The following is an 18484-nucleotide window of genomic DNA, read 5'->3' as shown; positions in this document are numbered from 1 at the left end:
CGGGCCCTTTTATGGCACCGGGAGGGCAGGGAAAAGCGCCTGCCCTTGTGCGGGGCGAACCGCGCATCTAGGTCTTGGGGCGCAAGACAGGAGCGCACCCATGTTCACAGGCATCATCACCGACGTCGGAGAGGTTCTCGAGGTGGTGCAAGAGGGCGACCTGCGCGCCCGCATCGCCACCGCCTACGATCCCGACGGCATCGACATCGGCGCCTCGATCGCCTGCGACGGCGTCTGCCTCACGGTGGTGGCGCTGGGCCGCGAGCCCCGCAACTGGTTCGAGGTTCAGATTTCGGCCGAGACGGTGAACCTCACCAATATCGGCCGCGATGGCTGGCAGGTGGGCAAGCGCCTCAACCTTGAACGCGCGCTCAAGGTCGGCGACGAGCTGGGCGGGCACATCGTCTCGGGCCATGTCGACGGCGTGGCCGAAGTGGTCTCGACCCGCGACGAGGGCGACAGCCTGCGGGTGCGTTTTCGCGCCCCCGACGCGCTGGCCAAGTTCATCGCGCCCAAGGGCTCGGTGGCGCTGAACGGCACCTCGCTCACCGTGAACGAGGTCGAGGACGCCGAGTTCGGCATCAACCTGATCCCGCATACCCGGGAGGTGACCAACTGGGGCGAGGTAGTCGTCGGCAAATCGATCAATCTCGAGATCGACACCATGGCGCGCTACGTGGCGCGGCTGCGTGAATGGGATCGGTGATCAGCCATAACGGCGGCCCGACGCTCGAGCCCGGCGCGAGCTGGCGCCGGCATGCCTGGGGCCGGGCGCGGCGCGAACTGCTGCCTGTGCTGCCGGTGGAGGTGGTGCGGCTGCGGGTGAAGCGCGCCGCCGAGCTCGGTCTCGACTATCGAAGCTACGCCTCGGTGCGGGCGGCAACCGGGCATGACTTGATCGGCTTTCTGTTTTCGTCGAACGCGCTGCGGCTCCTACGCGCGAGTGACCGGCTGCCCGAGGCGCGGCGCGCGAAGCTGGAGGCTCTCGATGCACTGCGGATTGCCGTCGTACAGCCGCCGCTCGACCCGAACCGGGTGCTCCGTGCCGCGCCGCTCGACGCCGCGCATGCCGCGCCGGGGCTCTCCGCGGGCTGGGGCGAGACCCGCGCCCGGCTGCGCGCCATGCTCGACGGCCCTGCCGACCGCTACCTCGTGGTGGGGGACACCGCGCTGGAGCGCGACTGGTGCGCAACGGTGCGTGCGGCGGGCTATCTCCCGGCGGATCGCTACTTCGCCGGCTGAGGCGTCGCGTTTCTCTTCGCAATGACCCTTTCGGGCCGACCGGATGAGGACCTCAGGTGGCGCTGCCTTCCGGTGGCTGCGGCAGGCGCGGTGCGGTGAAGGGGGCTGCCCCAAGGCCCTCGGCCGCGATCGCCGCCGCGACGCAGGCCCGCGTCTCGAAATGCGCGAGCAACGCGCGCAACCGCGGGCGCGTGCCGAGGCCGAACCAGCCGGTGCCGCCCTCGGGATAGAGCGCGCACCAGCGCAGCATCGGCGCAAGGTAGCAATCGAGCGCCGAGGGGCCATGGCCGCCGAGCCAATCCCCGAGTTCCGGCAACGCCGCTTCGAGCCGGTCGAGCATCGCGTCGATGCGGCGGGCGGTGGCCTCTTGCAGGGCCGCGACATGGGCCGGCGCGATATGGGCATCGCCGTAGAACATGATCCGCAACGCCGGGTGCAGCGTGTTCGACATCCAGAACAGCCATGCCAGCGCCCGACCGCGGTCGGGGGCCTCCGGCGGAGGCAAGAGCGCGACCCGGTCGCGGTGCCTGTCGGCCAGCCACAGCAGGATTGCCGCCGTCTCGAAGATCGGCCCCTCCTCGGTCTCGAGGACCGGGATCAGCCCGTGCGGGTTGAGCGCGAGATAGGCGGGCGCGCGCTGCGCCCGGATCCTGCGGTCCACCAGCACGGTGCGATAGTCGAGGCCGAGCTCTTCGAGCGCCAGCCTGACGCAGAGCGAGGCGTTGTCGGGGGCATAGTGCAGTCGCAGGGTCATTCTGCCTCCAAAGCGCGCCGCGCGGGCGGATCGCAGCATCGATATTCGTCCCGTGCAACCGGAAAACCCCGCGGCGCCGGGGTCGATTGCCCCTCGCAGGTGCCGGGCATCTTTCCTATAACCGGGGCGGACCCGCGAGGAGGCGCCGGATGGCCAAGGATCTGACACCCGTAGAGAAAGCGAAATTCGTTGCTGCCAAGCAGGCGAGCCGCATGGTAGAGGACGGCATGCGCGTGGGGCTGGGCACCGGCTCAACCGCGGAATGGCTGGTCCGTTGCCTGGGCGAGCGGCTGCGCGAGGAGGGGCTGTCCTTCCGCGCCGTGCCGACCTCGCATCGCACCGCCGAGCTGGCGCGCGAGCTGGGCATCGAGGTGGTGTCGCTCGAAGAGGCGGGCTGGCTCGACCTGACCATCGACGGCGCCGACGAGGTGGACGGAGCGCTCAACCTGATCAAGGGCGGCGGCGCCGCCTTGCTGCACGAGAAGATCGTCGCCACCGCCTCGGACCGGATGGTCGTGATCGCCGACGCCACCAAGCGGGTCGAGACGCTGGGCGCCTTTCCCTTGCCGGTCGAGGTGATCCCCTTCGGCTGGCAGGCCACGAAGGCGCTGATCGAGGAGACGCTGGTCGGCCTCGACGTGCTGGGTCGCGAGGTGGAACTGCGCGAGAAGGGCGGCGAGCCGGTCCGCACCGACGAGGGCAACTACGTGCTCGATCTGCATCTCAACCGGATCGGCAATGCCCGCCAACTCGGCCTCGCGCTCAATCAGATCGCCGGGGTGGTGGAGAACGGGCTCTTCGTCGATATCTGCGACACGCTGATCATCGGCCATGGCGACGGCAAGGTCGAGCGGTTCGAGCTCGACGGCGCGGCCGAGGTGACGCAGTTCGATTTTCTCGCCGCCGACAACATCTTCACAGACATTTCCGACTGAACGGGGACCGACCAATCTATGGCTTTCGACTATGATCTCTTCGTGATCGGTGGCGGCTCGGGCGGGGTGCGCGCCGCGCGCATGGCCGCCGCCACCGGTGCACGCGTCGCGCTGGCCGAGGAAAGCCGCATGGGCGGCACCTGCGTGATCCGCGGCTGTGTGCCCAAGAAGCTCATGGTCTATGCCTCGGGCTATGGCGAGACCTTCGAGGAGGCCCGCGCCTATGGCTGGGAGATCGGCGAGGGCCGCTTCGACTGGCGCCCCTTCCGCGAGAAGCTGCACACCGAGCTGGACCGGCTCGAGGGCGTCTATCGCCGCCTGCTCGACGGCTCGGGGGTGGAGATGTTCGACGCCCGCGCCCGCGTCGCCGATCCGCACACCGTCGAGCTTGCCGATGGCAGCCGCAAGAGCGCGGCGCATATCCTCGTGGCGACCGGCGGCCGGCCGGTGCGGCCGGATCTGCCCAACGCCCATCTGGGCATGGTGTCCGACGACATCTTCGATCTCGAGACGCTCCCCGGCTCGATCCTGATCATCGGCGGCGGCTACATCGCCTGCGAATTCGCGAACATCCTGCACGGGCTGGGCGTGAAGGTGACGCAGTTCTATCGTGGCGCGCAGATTCTGCGCGGCTTCGACGACGAGGCGCGCGGGCTGATCGCGGATTCGATGCGCGCGCGCGGCATCGACCTGCATCTGGGCACCAACGTGGTCGAGATGTGCCCCGAGGCCGAGGCCGGTGATCCGGCCCGCCAGCACGGCACCAATTCCGACGCTGCCGGCGCCGGCACCAACCTGCCCGAGGCGGCGCTCGGCACCCGTGGCCCGGTCTGGGTCAAGGCCACCAATGGCGACGAGGCGGTCTATGACGCGGTGCTCTTCGCCACCGGTCGGCGGCCCAACACCGAGGAGCTGGGCCTCGAAGAGGCTGGCGTCCGCCTTGCACGCGGGGGCGCGATCGAGGTCGACGAGTACAGCCAGACGGCCTGCCCCTCGATCTACGCGATCGGCGACGTGACCGACCGGGTGAACCTGACCCCGGTGGCGATCCGCGAGGGCATGCAGTTCGTCGAGACCGTGTTCAAGGGCAACCCGACCCCGGTCGATCACGCGCTGATCCCCTCGGCGGTGTTCACCCAGCCCGAGCTGGGCACCATCGGTCTGACCGAGGAAGCCGCGCGCGAGATCGAGCCGGTCGAGATCTACTGCTCGTCCTTCAAGCCGATGCAGTCCGCCTTCGCGGGATCGGCCGAACGGGTGCTGATGAAGCTGGTCGTTTCGGTCGAGACGCGCAAGATCCTTGGCTGTCACATCGTCGCACCGGAAGCGGGCGAAATGATCCAGCTCGCCGGGATCGCGGTCAAGATGGGCGCGACCAAGGAGGATTTCGACCGCACCGTCGCGGTGCATCCGACCATGGCCGAAGAGATCGTGACCATGCGCGAGCCGACGCGGCGTTCTTGAATACCGCCCCTGAGGGCACACATGCAAAGCGTGCCGGGTAAAACCGGCACGGGGGAAACCAACAAGGGAACAGTGGCTTCATGGCTGGAAACAACGGCGGCCCCTGGGGCGGCGGCGGAGGCGGGCGCGGTCCCGGCGGCGGGGATGACGACAGGCGGCCCGGTGGCCCGCAGCGGCCGCGCCGTCCCGGCGAGCCGCCGCAGATCGACGAGCTGATGAACAAGGGCCGCGAGCAGCTGCGCGTGCTGATGGGCGGCGGCGGCGGCGGTCGCGGCAACGGATCGGGCGGCAATGGCGGCCCGAATTTCCGCATGTCGCGCGGCACGATCGGTCTCGTCGCCGCCGGCGCGTTGGTGCTGTGGGGCGTGATGTCGTTCTACACCGTGCGCCCGGAAGAGCAGTCCGTCGAACTGTTCCTCGGTTCCTACTCCTCGACCGGCAGCCCCGGTCTGAACTTCGCGCCCTGGCCGCTGGTCACACATGAGGTGGTCAACGTGACCTCCGAGCGGACCGAGAACATCGGCATCGGCCGCGACAATGACGGTCTGATGCTGACCACCGACGCCAACATCGTCGATATCGGCTTCCAGGTGGTGTGGAACGTCTCGGATCCGGCGCGCTTCCTGTTCAACATCCGCGACCCGCAGTTGACCGTGCAGGCGGTGTCGGAATCGGTGATGCGCGAGATCATTGCCGCCTCGAACCTGGCGCCGATCCTCAACCGCGACCGGGGCGTGATTGCCGACACGGCGATGGAGTCGATCCAGGCGACGCTCGACGCCTATGAGAGCGGCATCAACATCGTCCGGGTCAACCTCGACCGCGCCGACCCGCCTTCGGAGGTGATCGACGCCTTCCGCGACGTGCAGGCCGCCGAGCAGGAGCGCGACCGCCTGCAGCGTCAGGCCGACGCTTATGCCAACCGGGTGCTCGCCGAAGCGCGTGGTGAGGCCGCTCAGACCATCGAGCAGGCCGAAGGCTACCGCGCGCAGATCATCAACGACGCTCTGGGTCAGGCCAGCCGCTTCTCGGCGGTGCAGGACGAATACGCCCAGGCGCCGGAAGTGACGCGCCGTCGTCTCTATCTCGAGTCGATGGAGCGGGTGCTGGGCGACGTCGACAAGATGGTGCTCGACCCGTCGCTCATGACTGGCGGAAATGGCGGCACCGGCATCGTGCCGTTCCTGCCGCTGAACGAGCTGGGCCGCGACAGGGGCCAGTCGCAGCAGGGCGCGGCCGCGTCCGACGGCAACACCGGGCAGGGGAACTGATATGAAGACCACCGCAATCGCGCTGCCCGCCGTCGTCATCGCCGTCGCCGTGGCGCTCTCCTCGATCTACGTCGTCGACGAACGCGAAAAGGCGCTGGTGCTGCAGTTCGGCCAGATCCGTCAGGTCAAGGAAGAGCCCGGTCTCGGGCTCAAGATCCCGCTGATCCAGGAGGTCGTCACCTATGACGACCGGATCCTGTCGCTCGATACCGACACGATCGAGGTAACCCCCTCGGACGACCGCCGCCTCGTGGTCGACGCCTTCGCGCGCTACCGCATCAGCGATGTGGTGCAGTTCCGGCAGGCCGTCGGCGTCGGCGGCGTGCGCGCCGCCGAGGATCGGCTGAGCTCGATCCTCAATGCGCAGATCCGCGAAGTGCTCGGTGCCGATCAGGTGACCTCGGACACGATCCTCTCCTCGGATCGGCGCGAGCTGATGAACCGGATTCGCGAGCAGGCGCAGCGTTCGGCGCAGGGCCTCGGGATCGACGTGGTCGACGTACGGCTGAAGCAGACCAACCTGCCGAGCCAGAACCTCGACGCAACTTTCGCGCGGATGCGTGCCGAGCGTGAACGCGAGGCCGCCGACGAGATCGCCCGCGGTAACGAGGCCGCGCAGCGCGTGCGCGCGTTGGCCGACCGGACCGTGATCGAGACCCTGTCGGAAGCCGAGCGCGAGGCGCAGGTAACCCGAGGCGAGGCCGATGCCGAAGCCAACGCGATCTTTGCTGGGGCCTATGGCGCGGACCCGGAGTTCTTCGACTTCTACCGCTCGTTGCAGGCCTATGAGCGGGCACTGCAGGGGTCGAATTCGCAACTGGTGATGACCCCCGACAGCGCCTTCTTCGACTACCTCTACGACGACGATCTGCCCGAGGGGGTGAGCCCCGCCCCGGCGCGGCCTCGCACCAACGAGACCTCGCAGGGCGAAGGCGCCGACGCGGCCGGGGCGGGGGCGATCCGCCTCGACAGTCTGCAGGTGCGGCAGGGCGAGGACGGCACCGTGACCTTCTCGACCGAAGAGGGAGAGATCGATGCACAGGCCGAGGCCGACGCGGCCGCCGAAGGCCAGGCCGAGACGCTGCGTCCGCGGGTGATCCTGCCCGGGGATGAGGCCGAGGCCGGGGTCGAAGCCGAGACGGCGACGCAGTGACGCCGATTCTGCTGGGCCTGGGCCTGGTTCTGGTGATCGAGGGGCTGGCCTGGGCGCTGGCCCCTTCGGCGTTGATGAGGATGCTCGACGGCCTGCGCGACATGCCGCCAGAGGCGCGGCGTCTCGCCGGGCTGACGACGCTGGCGATCGGCGTCGCGTTGCTGTGGATCGTCCGGGCAATGAGCGGCTGAGCCGCGCGGGGCGGGCGGGTGTTACAACCTTTCACACCGCTTTGACGCGCCGCGACGGGGCTTGAGTTGCGGCCCGCGCAACTTAGGTTGATGGTCTGCGCCGACCGGAGCGGCCCTTGCGTCGCGCTCCGCAGCACAGGACCAAACAGGAGTGTGCCCGTGAACGCCAAGACCAACTTCAAGTCACCATTCCGCGCCGTCTCGGTGCTGGCCCTGGGCGCCGCGCTGGGGCTGGGTCAGGTGGCCCCGCTCGCGGCCCAGGACACCGCCGTCACCCCGGAAGCCGAGCCGCGGACCACCGCCGACGCGCCGGACGCGACGCGTCCGTTGACCTTCGCCGATCTGGCCGAGCAGGTCAGCCCGGCCGTGGTCAACATCACCACCTCGACCATGGTCTCCGCGCCGACCGGGCCGCAGGGCATGGTCCCCGAGGGCTCGCCCTTCGAGGAGTTCTTCCGCGACTTCCAGGAGCGCGGCGACAGCGCGCCGCGCCGCTCCTCGGCGCTCGGCTCGGGCTTCGTAATCTCGGCCGACGGCTATGTCGTGACCAACAACCACGTGATCGAGGGCGCCGACGAGATCAACATCGAGTTCTTCTCGGGCAAGGTGCTCGAGGCCGAGGTGGTGGGCACCGACGCCTCGACCGACATCGCCCTGCTCAAGGTCGAGGGCGATGAGCTGCCCTATGTCGAGTTCGGCGACAGCACCGCGGAGGGGGCCCGCGTCGGCGACTGGGTCATGGCCATGGGCAACCCGCTGGGGCAGGGCTTCTCGGTCTCGGCCGGTATCGTCTCGGCCCGCGGCCGCGCGCTGTCGGGGACCTATGACGACTACATTCAGACCGACGCGGCGATCAACCGCGGCAACTCGGGTGGCCCGCTGTTCAACATGTCCGGCGAGGTGATCGGTGTGAACACCGCGATCCTGTCGCCCAATGGCGGCTCGATCGGCATCGGCTTCGCCATGTCCTCCGACGTGGTGACCGAGGTGGTCGACCAGCTGCGCGAGTATGGCGAGACCCGGCGCGGCTGGCTCGGCGTGCGGATCCAGGACGTAACCCCCGACATGGTCGAAGCGATCGAGGGGCTGGAAGGCGCCGCCGGTGCGCTCGTCACCGACGTGCCCGAGGGCCCGGCGATGGAGGCCGGCATGGAAGCGGGCGACGTGATCGTCAACTTCGACGGCAAGGAGGTTCCGGACACCCGTGACCTCGTGCGCATGGTCGGCCGTGCCCCGGTGGGCGAGGCGGTGCCGGTAACGGTGCTGCGCAACGGCGAGACGGTCGAGCTCACCGTGACGCTGGGCCGCCGCGAGGATGCCGAGGCCGCTGTGCCGGCATCGGCCAACGGTTCGGGCGACGCCGCCGAGACCGAGATGTTCGGCCTGAACCTGTCGGAGCTGACGCCCGAACTGCGCCAGCAGCTCGAACTGGCCGAGGACGCCGAAGGCTTGGTCGTGACCGACGTGGATCCGGCTTCTGATGCCGCCGAAAAGGGCATCGCCGCGGGCGACGTGATCACCGAGGCTGGTCAGCAGCCGGTCGCCTCGATCGCCGATTTCGAAGCCCGCGTCGAAGAAGCCCGCGAAGCTGGGCGCAAGTCGCTGCTGCTGCTGGTGCGTCGCGCCGGCGATCCGCGCTTCGTGGCGCTGGGGCTCGGCGAGACCGAGTGATCCCCATTGCGCGGGAATCATTGAAAGGGCGCCTTCGGGCGCCCTTTTTCGTGCTCAGCGCCGGTTCATGATCTCGAGCTGTTCGGGCGTCAGCGCGACGATGCCGAGCCGCTGCGCCGAGGCCAGCGACAGCACCGGGCTGTCGGGGCCGCCCGTGGCCCGCTGGAAGGCGCGCACCGCGTCGAGACTGCGCTGGTCGAGCTGCCCGGTCACCGGGCCGGGATGGAAGCCGCGGGTGACCAGCGCGCGTTGCAGCGTCTCGACGAAGCTGGGCGTGAAGGCGGGCGGGCAGAGCGTCTCGAACGCGACTTCGCGGCGCTCTTGGACGATTCGCTGTCGCGTCACGCTGCGATAGCGGGCCGGGCCGTCTCCCGGCTCGCGCAGCTGTTCCTGCACCGTCTCGAGAACGGCGGGGGTGATGTCGCGGCCATAGCAGCGCCCATCCTCGCGGGTCTCGATCTCGGCCGCCATGAAGGCCGGCACCTGTGGCAGGGTGACGGCGCAGGCGGCGAGGGGAAGGGCGAGGAGCAGGCGGAACATGGGGCACCGGGATGGTTGTCGGGCCGACCCTAGACCGCCCCGGCCGCTGCCGGAAGCCGCCGGGCGCGGCAGCGGCGGCGCGTGGCGCGCGTGCCGCAACACATCTGGCGGAGCGGCGCCTCGCGGCTCTGGCGGGCGCGCCATTGCTCGCCTAGACAGGGCGGCGCAACGCGACAGAGGAGCCGCAGATGGCGAAGATCACCTATATCGAGCATGACGGCACCGAGCATGTCGTCGACGTGGCCAACGGCCTCACCGTCATGGAGGGCGCGCGGGACAACGGCATCCCCGGCATCGAGGCCGATTGCGGCGGCGCCTGCGCCTGCTCGACCTGCCATGTCTATGTCGATGCGGGCTGGGTGGCGAAGCTGCCCGAGAAGGACCCGATGGAAGAGGACATGCTCGAATTCGCCTATGAGCCGGATGCCGAGACCTCGCGCTTGACCTGTCAGCTCAAGGTGTCGGACGCGCTCGACGGGCTGGTGGTGCGGATGCCCGAGCGGCAGATCTGATGCAGCGGGCTCTGGCAGGGCTGCTCCTGGGCGCGGCGCTGGCCGGTCCCGCGGTGGCGCAGGGGCTGGCCGAGGCGCGATTCGCCGAACCGACCACGCGCTACGCGCATGGCGTGTTCGGCGAGACCGAGGAGTGGGGCGCGCTGGAGATGGTGACCCCGGATGGCGCGACGCGCGTCGTCCGCCTGCCGGAGCACCGGGTGTTCGAGGATCTCGCGCCGCGCCTCGCGGATGTCGACGGCGATGGCGGGCTGGATGCCGTGGTGGTGGAGACCGACACGGCGCAGGGGGCGCGGCTTTCGGTCTACGGTCCCGAGGGGCTCATTGCCGCCACGCCGTTCATCGGCACGCCGCATCGCTGGCTCGCCCCCATGCCGCCCGCCGATCTCGATGGCGACGGCCGGGTCGAGCTGGCCTATGTCGACCGGCCGCATCTGGCGCGGGTGCTGCGGGTCTGGCGGATGCAGGATGGCGTACTGGAGGAGGTCGCCGCGCTCGAGGGGCTGACCAATCACCGATTCGGCGTACCCCGGATCGAGGGCGGTATCCGCGATTGCGGCGAGGGGACCGAACTGGTTCTCGCCGATGCGGGATGGCAAAGGGCGATGGCGGTGCGCCTGATCGATGGTGCGCTCACCGCGCGCGAGATCGGCCCGCTGGAGCCCGATGGCTTCGGGCCGGCTCTGGACTGCACGCGCTAGACCAGCGCCGCGAGGCCGAGCAGCACCACGATCTCGGCCATCTGCTGGGTCGCGCCGAGCACGTCGCCGGTCTGCCCGCCGATCTTGGCCTTGGCGATGCAGCTGCAGGCCAGCGCCGCCATTGCCGCGAGCGGGAGAGCGACCAGCAGGCCCCAGCCGGCAAAGGGCAGGGCCAGCAGCGTCGCCAAGCCGAAGGCGAGGCCGGTGGCGCGCATCGAGGGGCGTCCGGCCAGACGCGCCAGCCCGTCCTTGCGCGCATGCGGCAGCCAGTGCATTGGCCAGATCATCGCCGCGCGGCTCAGCACGGCAGCGGCCACCAGCCCCAGCGGGCCCGCGACCACGAGCGCCGACCAGCGCAACAGTAGCGTCAGCCCGATCCCGAGCACGCCGTAGCTGCCGACCCGACTGTCGCGCATGATCTCGAGCCGACCGGCCCGCTCGAACCCGCCCCACAGGCCGTCGGCGCAATCGGCCAGCCCGTCCTCGTGCAGACCGCCGGTCAGCAGCACCTGCGCCGCCAGCGCCAGCGCCGCGGCCGGTCCCGTTGGCAGCCCCATCGCCAGCGCCAGCCAGTAGAGCGCCGCCGCGAGCCCGCCCACCGCCAGCCCCGCCAGCCCGAACGCCCACACACCTTCGGGCCGGAGCGGCGCCGGCTGCACGGGGAGGCGGGTCAGCAGGCCTAGGGCCGCACGCAGGGGCAGGAGCATCGGGAACCTCTTTCCAAACTTCGCCGACACCGGTTAGGCACGGACAAACCGGGATGCAACGAGGATGCCGCATGACCGCCCCTTTCGACGACCTGTCCACCTTCCGCGTCCTGCTGGCCGAACGGCCCGGTCCCGACACGGCGGCGATCGCCGCGGCAGAGGCGCGTGACGCCCAATTGACCAAGCCCGCCGGGGCGCTGGGGCGGCTCGAGGAACTGGCGATCTGGTATGCCGGCTGGCGCGGCGATGCCCGGCCCCGCATGGAGCGGCCGCAGGTTGCGGTCTTCGCCGGTAATCACGGCGTCGTGGCGCGCGGCGTCTCGGCCTTTCCGGCGGCGGTGACCGCCCAGATGGTCGGCAATTTCGAGGCCGGTGGCGCGGCGGTGAACCAGCTCGCCCAAGCCTTCGGCGCACGCATGACCGCCCATCCCATCGACCTCGACCGACCGACCGGCGATTTCGTCGAGGGCCCGGCGATGAGCGAGGCCGAGCTGGTGGACGCGCTGGCCATCGGCTGGAACGCGGTGGATCCCGAGGCCGACCTCTTCGTCGCGGGTGAGATGGGGATCGGCAATACCTGTTCGGCCGCGGCGATCGCCCATGCGCTCGAAGGGGGCCGGGCCGAGGATTGGACCGGCCGGGGCACGGGGGTCGACGATGCCGGTCTCGCGCGCAAGACCGAGGCCGTGGCGCAGGGCGTGGCCCGGATCGCCGGTGAGAAGGACCCGCTGGAGGTGCTGCGCCAGCTGGGCGGGCGCGAGATCGCGGCGATGGCGGGCGCTATCCTGGCCGCGCGGCATCACCGCATCCCGGTGATCCTCGACGGCTTCATCTGTTGCGCCGCCGCGCTGGTGCTGCACCGTGCCGCGCCCGGGGCGCTCGACCACGCCGTGGCCGGGCACCAGGGCGCCGAGGCGGCGCATGCGCGCCTGATCGATGCGCTGGGCAAGACCCCTTTGCTCTCGCTCGGGCTTCGGCTCGGCGAGGCGTCGGGCGCGACGCTGGCGATCGGCGTGCTCAAGGGCGCGATCGCCTGCCATTCCGGCATGGCGAGCTTTGCCGAGGCCGGGGTCAGCGACGGCTGATCAGCTGCGATCCTTGCTGCGGTAGCCCACGACGTCGCCGGTCTCGGCGGCGTCGCCCTGCGGATGCAGCCGTTCGAGGATCATGGTCTCCAGATCCTTGTTCAGCTCGCGCGCGCGTTTCACGTATTCCGCGTTCTGCGCGACCGGGATGCCGGGCTTCCACAGTTGCGCCAGTTCGCGCACCCCGGCCCGGTCCTGCTGGTAGAAGGCGATCTCGATTTCCGAGGCCTCGAATTTCGACAGGCCGATATTCTCCAGCACGTAGCGCCCGGCCCGCAGGCTCGAATCGAACATCTCTCGGACGATGTCGTTCGCGCCCGCCTGGAACAGCTGGTAGACATGCTCGCGGTCGAAGGCCCGGGCGACGATGTGCAGGTCCGGTCGCTGCGCGCGGGCGTGGCGGACGAGCTTGAGCGCGGCATGACGGTCGTCGAGCGCCACCACCAGCACCTTCGCCGTCTCCAGCCCGGCGGCATGGAGGATATCCGGCCGGGTCGGGTCGCCGAAGAAGCCGGAAAAGCCGAAACGACGCATCGTGTCGACCATCTCCATGTCATGGTCGAGCACCACCGTGTCGATGCCCGCGCCTTGCACCAGACGGCTCACCACCTGCCCGAAGCGGCCGATCCCGGCGATGATCACGGGCGCCTTGCGGTCGATCTCGTCCGGGTCGAGATCGGGTGCCTTCTCGGCGCGTTTGACGAGCTGTTCGTAGAGGATGAACAGCAGCGGCGTGACCAGCATCGACAGGCCGATCACCAGCCGGATCACCTCCGCCTCGGACTGCGCCAGGACGCCCTGCTGCAGCGAGAAGGATGACAGCACGAAGCCGAACTCGCCCGCCTGCGCCAGCGCCAGTGTGAACAGCCAGCGGTCGCGCGTGTGCATCCGCGCCAGTCGCGCCAGCAGGTAGAGCAGCCCGCCCTTGATCGTGATCACGCCCAGAGTGAGCGCCACGATCCGCATCGGGCTGTCCAGAAGCACACCAAAGTCGATGCCGGCACCCACGGTGATGAAGAACAGCCCCAGCAGCAGGCCCTTGAACGGCTCGAGGTCGCTCTCCAACTCGTGGCGGAACTCGGAGTTGGCGAGCACCACCCCGGCGAGGAAGGTGCCCAGCGCGGGCGAGAGGCCGACCAGCTCCATCAGCACCGCGATCGACACCACCATCAGCAGGCCCAGCGCGGTGTAGAGTTCGCGCAGCCGGGCATGGTGGATGTAGCGGAAGACCGGGCGGGTCAGGTAGATGCCGGCCAGAACGACCACGGCCACTGCGCCTAGCGTCACCAGCGTCACCGCCCAGCCGGGCAGGTTCTCGATCAGCGTGCGCGCTGCCTCGACCTCCTTGACGCCGGGCGCGTCCGGGTTGGCCGGGGTATCGTGGCCATTCCCGCCGCCATGGGTCGACAGCGCCAGCAGGGGCAGCAGCGCCAGCATCGGGATCACGGCGATGTCTTGGGTGAGCAGGACCGAGAAGACCGACCGCCCGCCCTGGGTCTGCACCAACCCCTTCTCCGAGAGGGTCTGCAGAACGATGGCGGTGGAGGAGAGCGCGAAGATCAGCCCGGTGGCCAGCGCGACGCGCGGATCGAGCCCGAGCAGGCTGCCGGCGGCGAACAGTGCGCCGGTGGTCACCACCACCTGCACGCCGCCCAGTCCGATCAGCCGTTGTCGCATGTTCCACAGGGCGCGGGGCTCCAGCTCCAGCCCGATCAGGAACAGCATCATGACCACGCCGAATTCGGCGAAATGCTGGAGATCCTCGGTTTCGGCCCCGACCAGCCCGGTGGCCGGGCCGATGATGATCCCGGCGGCGAGGTAGCCCAGCACCGAGCCGAGGCCGAGCCGCGCGGCGAGCGGCACGGCCAGCACCGCCGCGCCCAGATAGATCGTGGCCTGAAAGAGAAATCCCTGCATGCCCCAGCTATCGCCGCTGGGGCAGGCGAAGGCAATGTGCGCGAGATCAGTCGGGGATCTGCAGAACCAGCGTACGACCGCGTTTGACGTAGTTCAGGACGTCGTCGCCGATCGCGGTGACGCGTCCGCCATCGAGCGAGTCGCCGATGCCGACCCGCAGGTAACGGCCATTCGCCATCCGCACCAGCGCGCGGCGCGCGCCCGGCCGGCCATAGACGCCGATCAGGTTGATGTCGCGCAGGTTGATCGCGCCATCGATGGTGGCTGCGCGCGCGACGCCGCCCGGCACCGGGCCGTCCGGCGCGACGGTGGCGCTGGCCACCTCTTCGGGCTCCGTGGCGGCGGGGGCGGGGGCCGCCACGCGCGCGCGGCTCTGGGCGACGACCCGGTCGAAATTGCGGGGCCGGGAATCGGGGCGGCGCGCGGTCGGAACCGCCTGCGCCGTGGCATTGGCCAGCGGGTCGGGCGCATCGGCCATGAGAGAGGCCAGCGCGTCGGCGACCGAGGCACGGGCCGGCGGCGCATCGGGGGTGCTGCTCACCGCCTCGGCCAGGGCCTCGGCCTGCGCGTCGGCGGCCTCGTCCACCTGCGCTTGGGCATCGGGGGCCAGCCCCTCGGGGCGCAGCGGCGGGCGCGGCCCCTCATAGGCGGCCAGCGGCTCGGGCTCGAGATCTTCAGGGCGGCGGGTGGGCCGCAGGGCGTCGAGCGCCACGCCGCCGGGCGACACCTCGGCCTGAGCCGCTTCGCCATCCTCCTCCGCGTCGGCCTCAGCCTCGGGGACGAGCGTGCCCGGGCGATTCGGCGGCACAACGGGGGGCGGACCCGCGTTCGGGGCCAGATCCTCAGGGCGGGACTCCGGGGTAACTTCCGGAACCAGGATCGTCAGCTGCTCGCCAGACTCTTCGTCGGTGCCAGTGTCGGATTCGGATTCGGCTTCGGCTTCAGCCGGTTGCGAGGGCGCGACGGTGCCGGGGCGGTTCGGCGGCAGGATCTCGGGACGGCCGCTATAGACCGTCAGGCCCTGCGGCAGCACGGTCCCCTCGACCGTCGCGGCGATGAAGCCGCGCGCGTCGCGGTCGAAGACGCTGCCGGCGGGGGGCGGAACGCTCTGCGCCGGCAGACCCGCATCGGGCGAAGCGGCGGCGAGTCGTATCAGGGGCATATCCCCGGTCAGCGCCTGATCGGCCAGTGCGGGCACCGGCGCCTCGAGCGCTTCGCTGCGCGGGGTCAGCGGCAGGCGCGGGGCCCGCAGCCAGACGCCGGTCGCGGCATAGATGCGTTCGGCTTCGGCCGGGCTGATGGCGGCGGCCGAGACCGGCTCGGGCTCGGGATAGTCGTCGTAATTCGGTAGCTCCACCGGCTCGGGCATGGCGGCGGCTTCGATTTCCTGCGTATCCGCAGCCTCCGGCGCAGCGGTGGCCGCAGGCTCCATCTCCACGGCCGGAGAAGAATCGCGCAGCAGCCCGGCCTGCGGCGCCTCACTGCTGCCACGCAGCCACAGTCCGACGAGCAGCACGAGAATCAGCAACGCGGCCAGCCCGGCCATGAGCGCGCCACGACCCGGCCGGGTCTCCGGCTCGGAGCGGCGGGCGCCGAACACCGTCATGCGCTCGCGCTCGCTGGCGCGGTCGACGCCACGGTTGGGTGCGGTCGCGGCCGCTGCCGGCGTCGCGGTTTTCAGCGCGGCACCGGCGGCGAGCGCCTGCGCCTCGGCGCCGTTCGGCGTTTCGGGCTCTTTGCGAGCGCTCGTTTCGGCCGGTGGGACGGCGGGCATCGCGGCTGGCGGCGCGCCCGGCCGGGGCATGGCAGGCGGCATGATCCGCTTCGCGGCCTCTGCCGCTTCCCGATCCGCCGGTGGCACGGCCGGAACAGCCTCACCGCGCGGCGGCAAGGGCGGCGAGGCCGGCGGCGCGGCAGGGCGCGGCTGGTCGCCCGCCGGGGACGCGGTGCGGGGGGGCGCGGCAGGGGAGGGAGAAGCGAGCAGGGCGTCATCTTCATCCTCGCCCGGCTCCGGTTCGGACAAGGGTCGTGGCACCGGCACTGGCACCGGCTCCGGCTCAAGCTCCGACAGCGGCTCAGCTTCGAGCGGTTCAGGGACCCTGTCAGCCTCCGTCTCGTAAGCGGAGGACTGCTCGGCAGGCATGCCGTCGTCGTCCGGTTGCGTTGCCGGGATGTCTTCCTGAACGCCTGACAGGCCCGCCTCCGGTTGGGGGGCCGGTTCGGCGGGCGCCGCGACAGGAGCCTCGGTCAACTCAGGTTCAGGCTCAGGCTCAGTTTCCTGATCCGGCGCCTCGGCGGGGGCGCTGTCGGCCTGCTCCTCGACAGCCGGATCGGTCGGCAGCGGCTCGGTCGCCGGTTCCGGCGTGGGGAAAGGCTCCGGCGCTTCGGCCAGCGCCACGGCGCGGGCGCGTACCGGCACGGTGTCGCGCGTCACCGGCGCGCCCAGGCCCGGCACGCCACCGAAGAAGGGCTCGCCCGGGAAGTTCCCGGTCTCCGGCACGGCGGCGAAGGCCACCGGTGCCATCGCATGCTCGCGCGCGAAGGCGAGCGCCTCGTCGAGGGTCTCGCGCGCCACGGCGGCGACATGGGTGCGCCCTTGGGTCACCACGAAATCGATCGCCAGCTCGTCGACGGTGTAGGGAGTCGCGCCCTCCAGCGCCTGCGCCACGGCTACCGCGTCTTGCTCGCCCTCGAGTTCGAGGTAGCGAATCTGATCCTCGGGAATCAGCAGCTTGGTGCGCATGCCTTCGGGCGCGCGGGCCAGGGCACGGGCCCGCAGCGCCGCCAGTTCGCCCGCGAGATCGGCGCTGTCGAGCGGCACGTCGCCGATAAGCGTCCAGCCCTCGGCGTCGCGATGCAGAAGTCTCAGGCCCTCTAGAGAGAGGGACAGGGCGAAATTGGGTGTCATGCGATCGGCCTTAGCATCACTGGCGGGGTCCGGAAACAGACGCGCCTGACCGGCGACATTTTGCCGGCGGCTTTCCGCGTGCGCAACCCGCCACCCCGAGGTTGTGATCGTCGCATGACTGCTCCTCTCTTGCGTCGCCCTAATTGCGGGCGTTCCCTGCGACCCGAACGGAATGAAGACCAGGGAGGTCCCCATGAAACACACCATTCTCGCCGCGGCGCTTCTCGCCGGCATGGCCGGTGCCGGAGCAGCGCAGCCGGTCGAGACACCGGCACCCCAACAGCGCAGCATCGCCGTGCGCGGCGAGGGTCATGTCCGCGCCGCCCCGGAGATCGCCCGGGTGCGGCTCGGCGTCAGCGAAACGGCCGAAACCGCGCGCGCCGCGCTCGACGCGATGAACGCCGCCATGGCGCGGGTGCTGGAGCGGCTCGAGGCGGCGGGCATCCCACCCGAAAACGTCCAGACCGGCCAGCTCAGCCTCGACCGCGACTATGCGCGGATGCATGACGGGCAATCCGAACCCGAAGGCTTCGTCGCCACCACGCTGGTCGAATTGCGGGTGGTTGATCTCGACGGGCTGGGCGAGGTGCTCGACGCCGCGGTGGGCGAGGGGGCGAACCGGCTCGAAGGACTCGAATTCGCCCTCGAAGACCGGGCGAGCGCGCATGACGAGGCGCGGCGGGCCGCCATCGCCGATGCGCAGGCCCGCGCGGCAACCTATGCCGAGGCGGCGGGGGTAACGCTCGGCGAAGTGCTGTCGATCTCGGAGACCGGGGCCGATTTCGGGCCACGCCCGGCGATGATGGAAATGCGCATGGCCGCGGATGGCGGCGTGCCGATCGCCCAAGGTGAGGTCGAGATCTCGGCCGGGGTCAGCATGGTCTGGGCCATCGAGTAAGCCCGACACCTAGTGCGACTTGTCCATGCCGGGCAGGTCGCGCACGGGACCCTCGATCACGCTGAAGGAGCCGTCGCTCTCGAGCACCACGGCGGCGAGCTGGGTGCGATCGGCTTTGCCGGAATTGCGGATCGCCTCCTCTAGCTCTTCCTCGGTGACGCGTTCGCGGGCCATCGCGCCGCGCAGCATCTCGCCGTCGCGCAGCAGCAGGCTGGGCTCCGAGCGGACCATGCGGGCGAAGCGGGTGGAGCCGACCGAGGCGCGCGCGACCAGCCATTGCAGGCCGATCAGCAGCCCAAAGGCCACCAGCCCCTCGGCCAATGCCACGCTTTCCGACAGCAGGATCGTCGCCAGTGTCGAGCCCAGCGCCACGGTAACCACGAGGTCGAAGGCGTTGAGCTTGGCCAGCGTCCGCTTGCCGGAAATGCGCAGGAAGGCGACGAGCCCCGCATAGGCCAGCGCGCCGACCACGATGGTGCGGGCGATCCCGGTCCAATCCTGGAACAGCATGTCGGGGATGAACATCGCGGCCTCC

18 protein-coding genes are annotated in these 18484 nt (G+C 70.4%); 12 read left to right on the top strand and 6 right to left on the bottom strand.

Going from position 1 to position 18484, the window contains the following annotated elements:
* Nucleotides 1–100: 100 nt before the first annotated feature.
* Together T8T21_RS08075 and T8T21_RS08070 are read left to right on the top strand one after the other, a co-directional pair.
* Nucleotides 101–706 carry a riboflavin synthase gene (locus tag T8T21_RS08075; RefSeq protein ID WP_183471747.1) on the top strand — a complete coding sequence of 202 codons (606 nt, stop codon included), beginning with the start codon at nucleotides 101–103 and terminating at the stop codon, nucleotides 704–706.
* Nucleotides 694–1242 (top strand): hypothetical protein, encoded by a 549-nt coding sequence (locus T8T21_RS08070; RefSeq protein WP_322335194.1) that lies wholly within the window; start codon nucleotides 694–696, stop codon nucleotides 1240–1242. Before T8T21_RS08075 ends, T8T21_RS08070 begins: the two co-directional genes overlap by 13 nt.
* A gap of 52 nt (nucleotides 1243–1294) precedes the next feature.
* Here T8T21_RS08070 and T8T21_RS08065 read toward each other — a convergent pair whose 3' ends face one another.
* Nucleotides 1295–1996, bottom strand: coding sequence for a glutathione S-transferase family protein (locus T8T21_RS08065; protein WP_322335193.1), 702 nt, complete (start codon nucleotides 1994–1996; stop codon nucleotides 1295–1297).
* Nucleotides 1997–2145: 149 nt separating this feature from the next.
* On the opposite strand from T8T21_RS08065, the gene rpiA reads away from it, so the two are divergent.
* From rpiA to T8T21_RS08035, 6 genes are all read left to right on the top strand, one after another.
* Nucleotides 2146–2931, top strand: a complete 786-nt coding sequence (gene rpiA / locus T8T21_RS08060) for a ribose-5-phosphate isomerase RpiA (protein WP_322335192.1) — start codon at nucleotides 2146–2148, stop codon at nucleotides 2929–2931.
* An 18-nt stretch (nucleotides 2932–2949) separates the two neighbouring features.
* On the top strand, nucleotides 2950–4395 hold the full coding sequence (locus T8T21_RS08055) for an FAD-dependent oxidoreductase (protein ID WP_322335191.1): 1446 nt from the start codon (nucleotides 2950–2952) through the stop codon (nucleotides 4393–4395).
* A gap of 80 nt (nucleotides 4396–4475) precedes the next feature.
* Nucleotides 4476–5666, top strand: a complete 1191-nt coding sequence (gene hflK / locus T8T21_RS08050; protein WP_322335190.1) for an FtsH protease activity modulator HflK — start codon at nucleotides 4476–4478, stop codon at nucleotides 5664–5666.
* A 1-nt stretch (nucleotide 5667) separates the two neighbouring features.
* Nucleotides 5668–6819, top strand: coding sequence for a protease modulator HflC (gene hflC / locus T8T21_RS08045; protein WP_183471759.1), 1152 nt, complete (start codon nucleotides 5668–5670; stop codon nucleotides 6817–6819).
* A complete protein-coding gene (locus T8T21_RS08040; RefSeq protein WP_322335189.1) occupies nucleotides 6816–7010 on the top strand; it encodes a DUF2065 domain-containing protein in 195 nt (64 codons plus the stop codon). Before hflC ends, T8T21_RS08040 begins: the two co-directional genes overlap by 4 nt.
* A 159-nt stretch (nucleotides 7011–7169) precedes the next feature.
* Nucleotides 7170–8681 carry a Do family serine endopeptidase gene (locus tag T8T21_RS08035; RefSeq protein ID WP_183471763.1) on the top strand — a complete coding sequence of 504 codons (1512 nt, stop codon included), beginning with the start codon at nucleotides 7170–7172 and terminating at the stop codon, nucleotides 8679–8681.
* A gap of 54 nt (nucleotides 8682–8735) precedes the next feature.
* Here the strand turns inward: T8T21_RS08035 and T8T21_RS08030 are convergent, their stop codons facing one another.
* The gene (locus T8T21_RS08030) at nucleotides 8736–9221 is read right to left on the bottom strand and encodes a peptidoglycan-binding domain-containing protein (protein ID WP_322335188.1); all 486 of its coding nucleotides are present in this window, start codon (nucleotides 9219–9221) and stop codon (nucleotides 8736–8738) included.
* 188 nt (nucleotides 9222–9409) lie between these two features.
* Between T8T21_RS08030 and T8T21_RS08025 the strand changes: the two genes are divergently transcribed.
* Together T8T21_RS08025 and T8T21_RS08020 are read left to right on the top strand one after the other, a co-directional pair.
* Complete coding sequence (locus T8T21_RS08025; RefSeq protein ID WP_183471767.1) at nucleotides 9410–9733, top strand: 2Fe-2S iron-sulfur cluster-binding protein; 324 nt, start codon at nucleotides 9410–9412, stop codon at nucleotides 9731–9733.
* The gene (locus tag T8T21_RS08020; RefSeq protein WP_322335187.1) at nucleotides 9733–10434 is read left to right on the top strand and encodes an FG-GAP repeat domain-containing protein; all 702 of its coding nucleotides are present in this window, start codon (nucleotides 9733–9735) and stop codon (nucleotides 10432–10434) included. The genes T8T21_RS08025 and T8T21_RS08020 overlap by 1 nt, the downstream gene beginning before the upstream one ends.
* On the opposite strand, the gene T8T21_RS08015 is transcribed toward T8T21_RS08020, so the two are convergent.
* Complete coding sequence (locus T8T21_RS08015; RefSeq protein WP_322335186.1) at nucleotides 10431–11141, bottom strand: adenosylcobinamide-GDP ribazoletransferase; 711 nt, start codon at nucleotides 11139–11141, stop codon at nucleotides 10431–10433. The two genes, T8T21_RS08020 and T8T21_RS08015, sit on opposite strands and share 4 nt — an antisense overlap.
* 71 nt (nucleotides 11142–11212) lie before the next feature.
* On the opposite strand from T8T21_RS08015, the gene cobT reads away from it, so the two are divergent.
* Entirely contained in the window at nucleotides 11213–12226 is a 1014-nt protein-coding gene (gene cobT / locus T8T21_RS08010) for a nicotinate-nucleotide--dimethylbenzimidazole phosphoribosyltransferase (protein ID WP_322335185.1), read from the top strand.
* Here the strand turns inward: cobT and T8T21_RS08005 are convergent, their stop codons facing one another.
* Entirely contained in the window at nucleotides 12227–14143 is a 1917-nt protein-coding gene (locus T8T21_RS08005) for a monovalent cation:proton antiporter-2 (CPA2) family protein (protein ID WP_322335184.1), read from the bottom strand.
* Between the two features lie 46 nt (nucleotides 14144–14189).
* On the bottom strand, nucleotides 14190–17051 hold the full coding sequence (locus tag T8T21_RS08000) for a hypothetical protein (protein WP_322335183.1): 2862 nt from the start codon (nucleotides 17049–17051) through the stop codon (nucleotides 14190–14192).
* 193 nt (nucleotides 17052–17244) lie between these two features.
* Here T8T21_RS08000 and T8T21_RS07995 point away from each other — a divergent pair, with 193 nt between their 5' ends.
* Entirely contained in the window at nucleotides 17245–17949 is a 705-nt protein-coding gene (locus tag T8T21_RS07995; protein WP_322335182.1) for an SIMPL domain-containing protein, read from the top strand.
* A gap of 9 nt (nucleotides 17950–17958) precedes the next feature.
* Here T8T21_RS07995 and T8T21_RS07990 read toward each other — a convergent pair whose 3' ends face one another.
* Nucleotides 17959–18474, bottom strand: a complete 516-nt coding sequence (locus T8T21_RS07990) for a DUF421 domain-containing protein (protein ID WP_221188764.1) — start codon at nucleotides 18472–18474, stop codon at nucleotides 17959–17961.
* Between the last annotated feature and the right edge of the window lie 10 nt (nucleotides 18475–18484).

Source organism: Limimaricola variabilis, assembly GCF_034371605.1.
Lineage (GTDB): Bacteria > Pseudomonadota > Alphaproteobacteria > Rhodobacterales > Rhodobacteraceae > Limimaricola > Limimaricola variabilis.
This window is presented reverse-complemented; position numbering and strand designations above follow the sequence as displayed.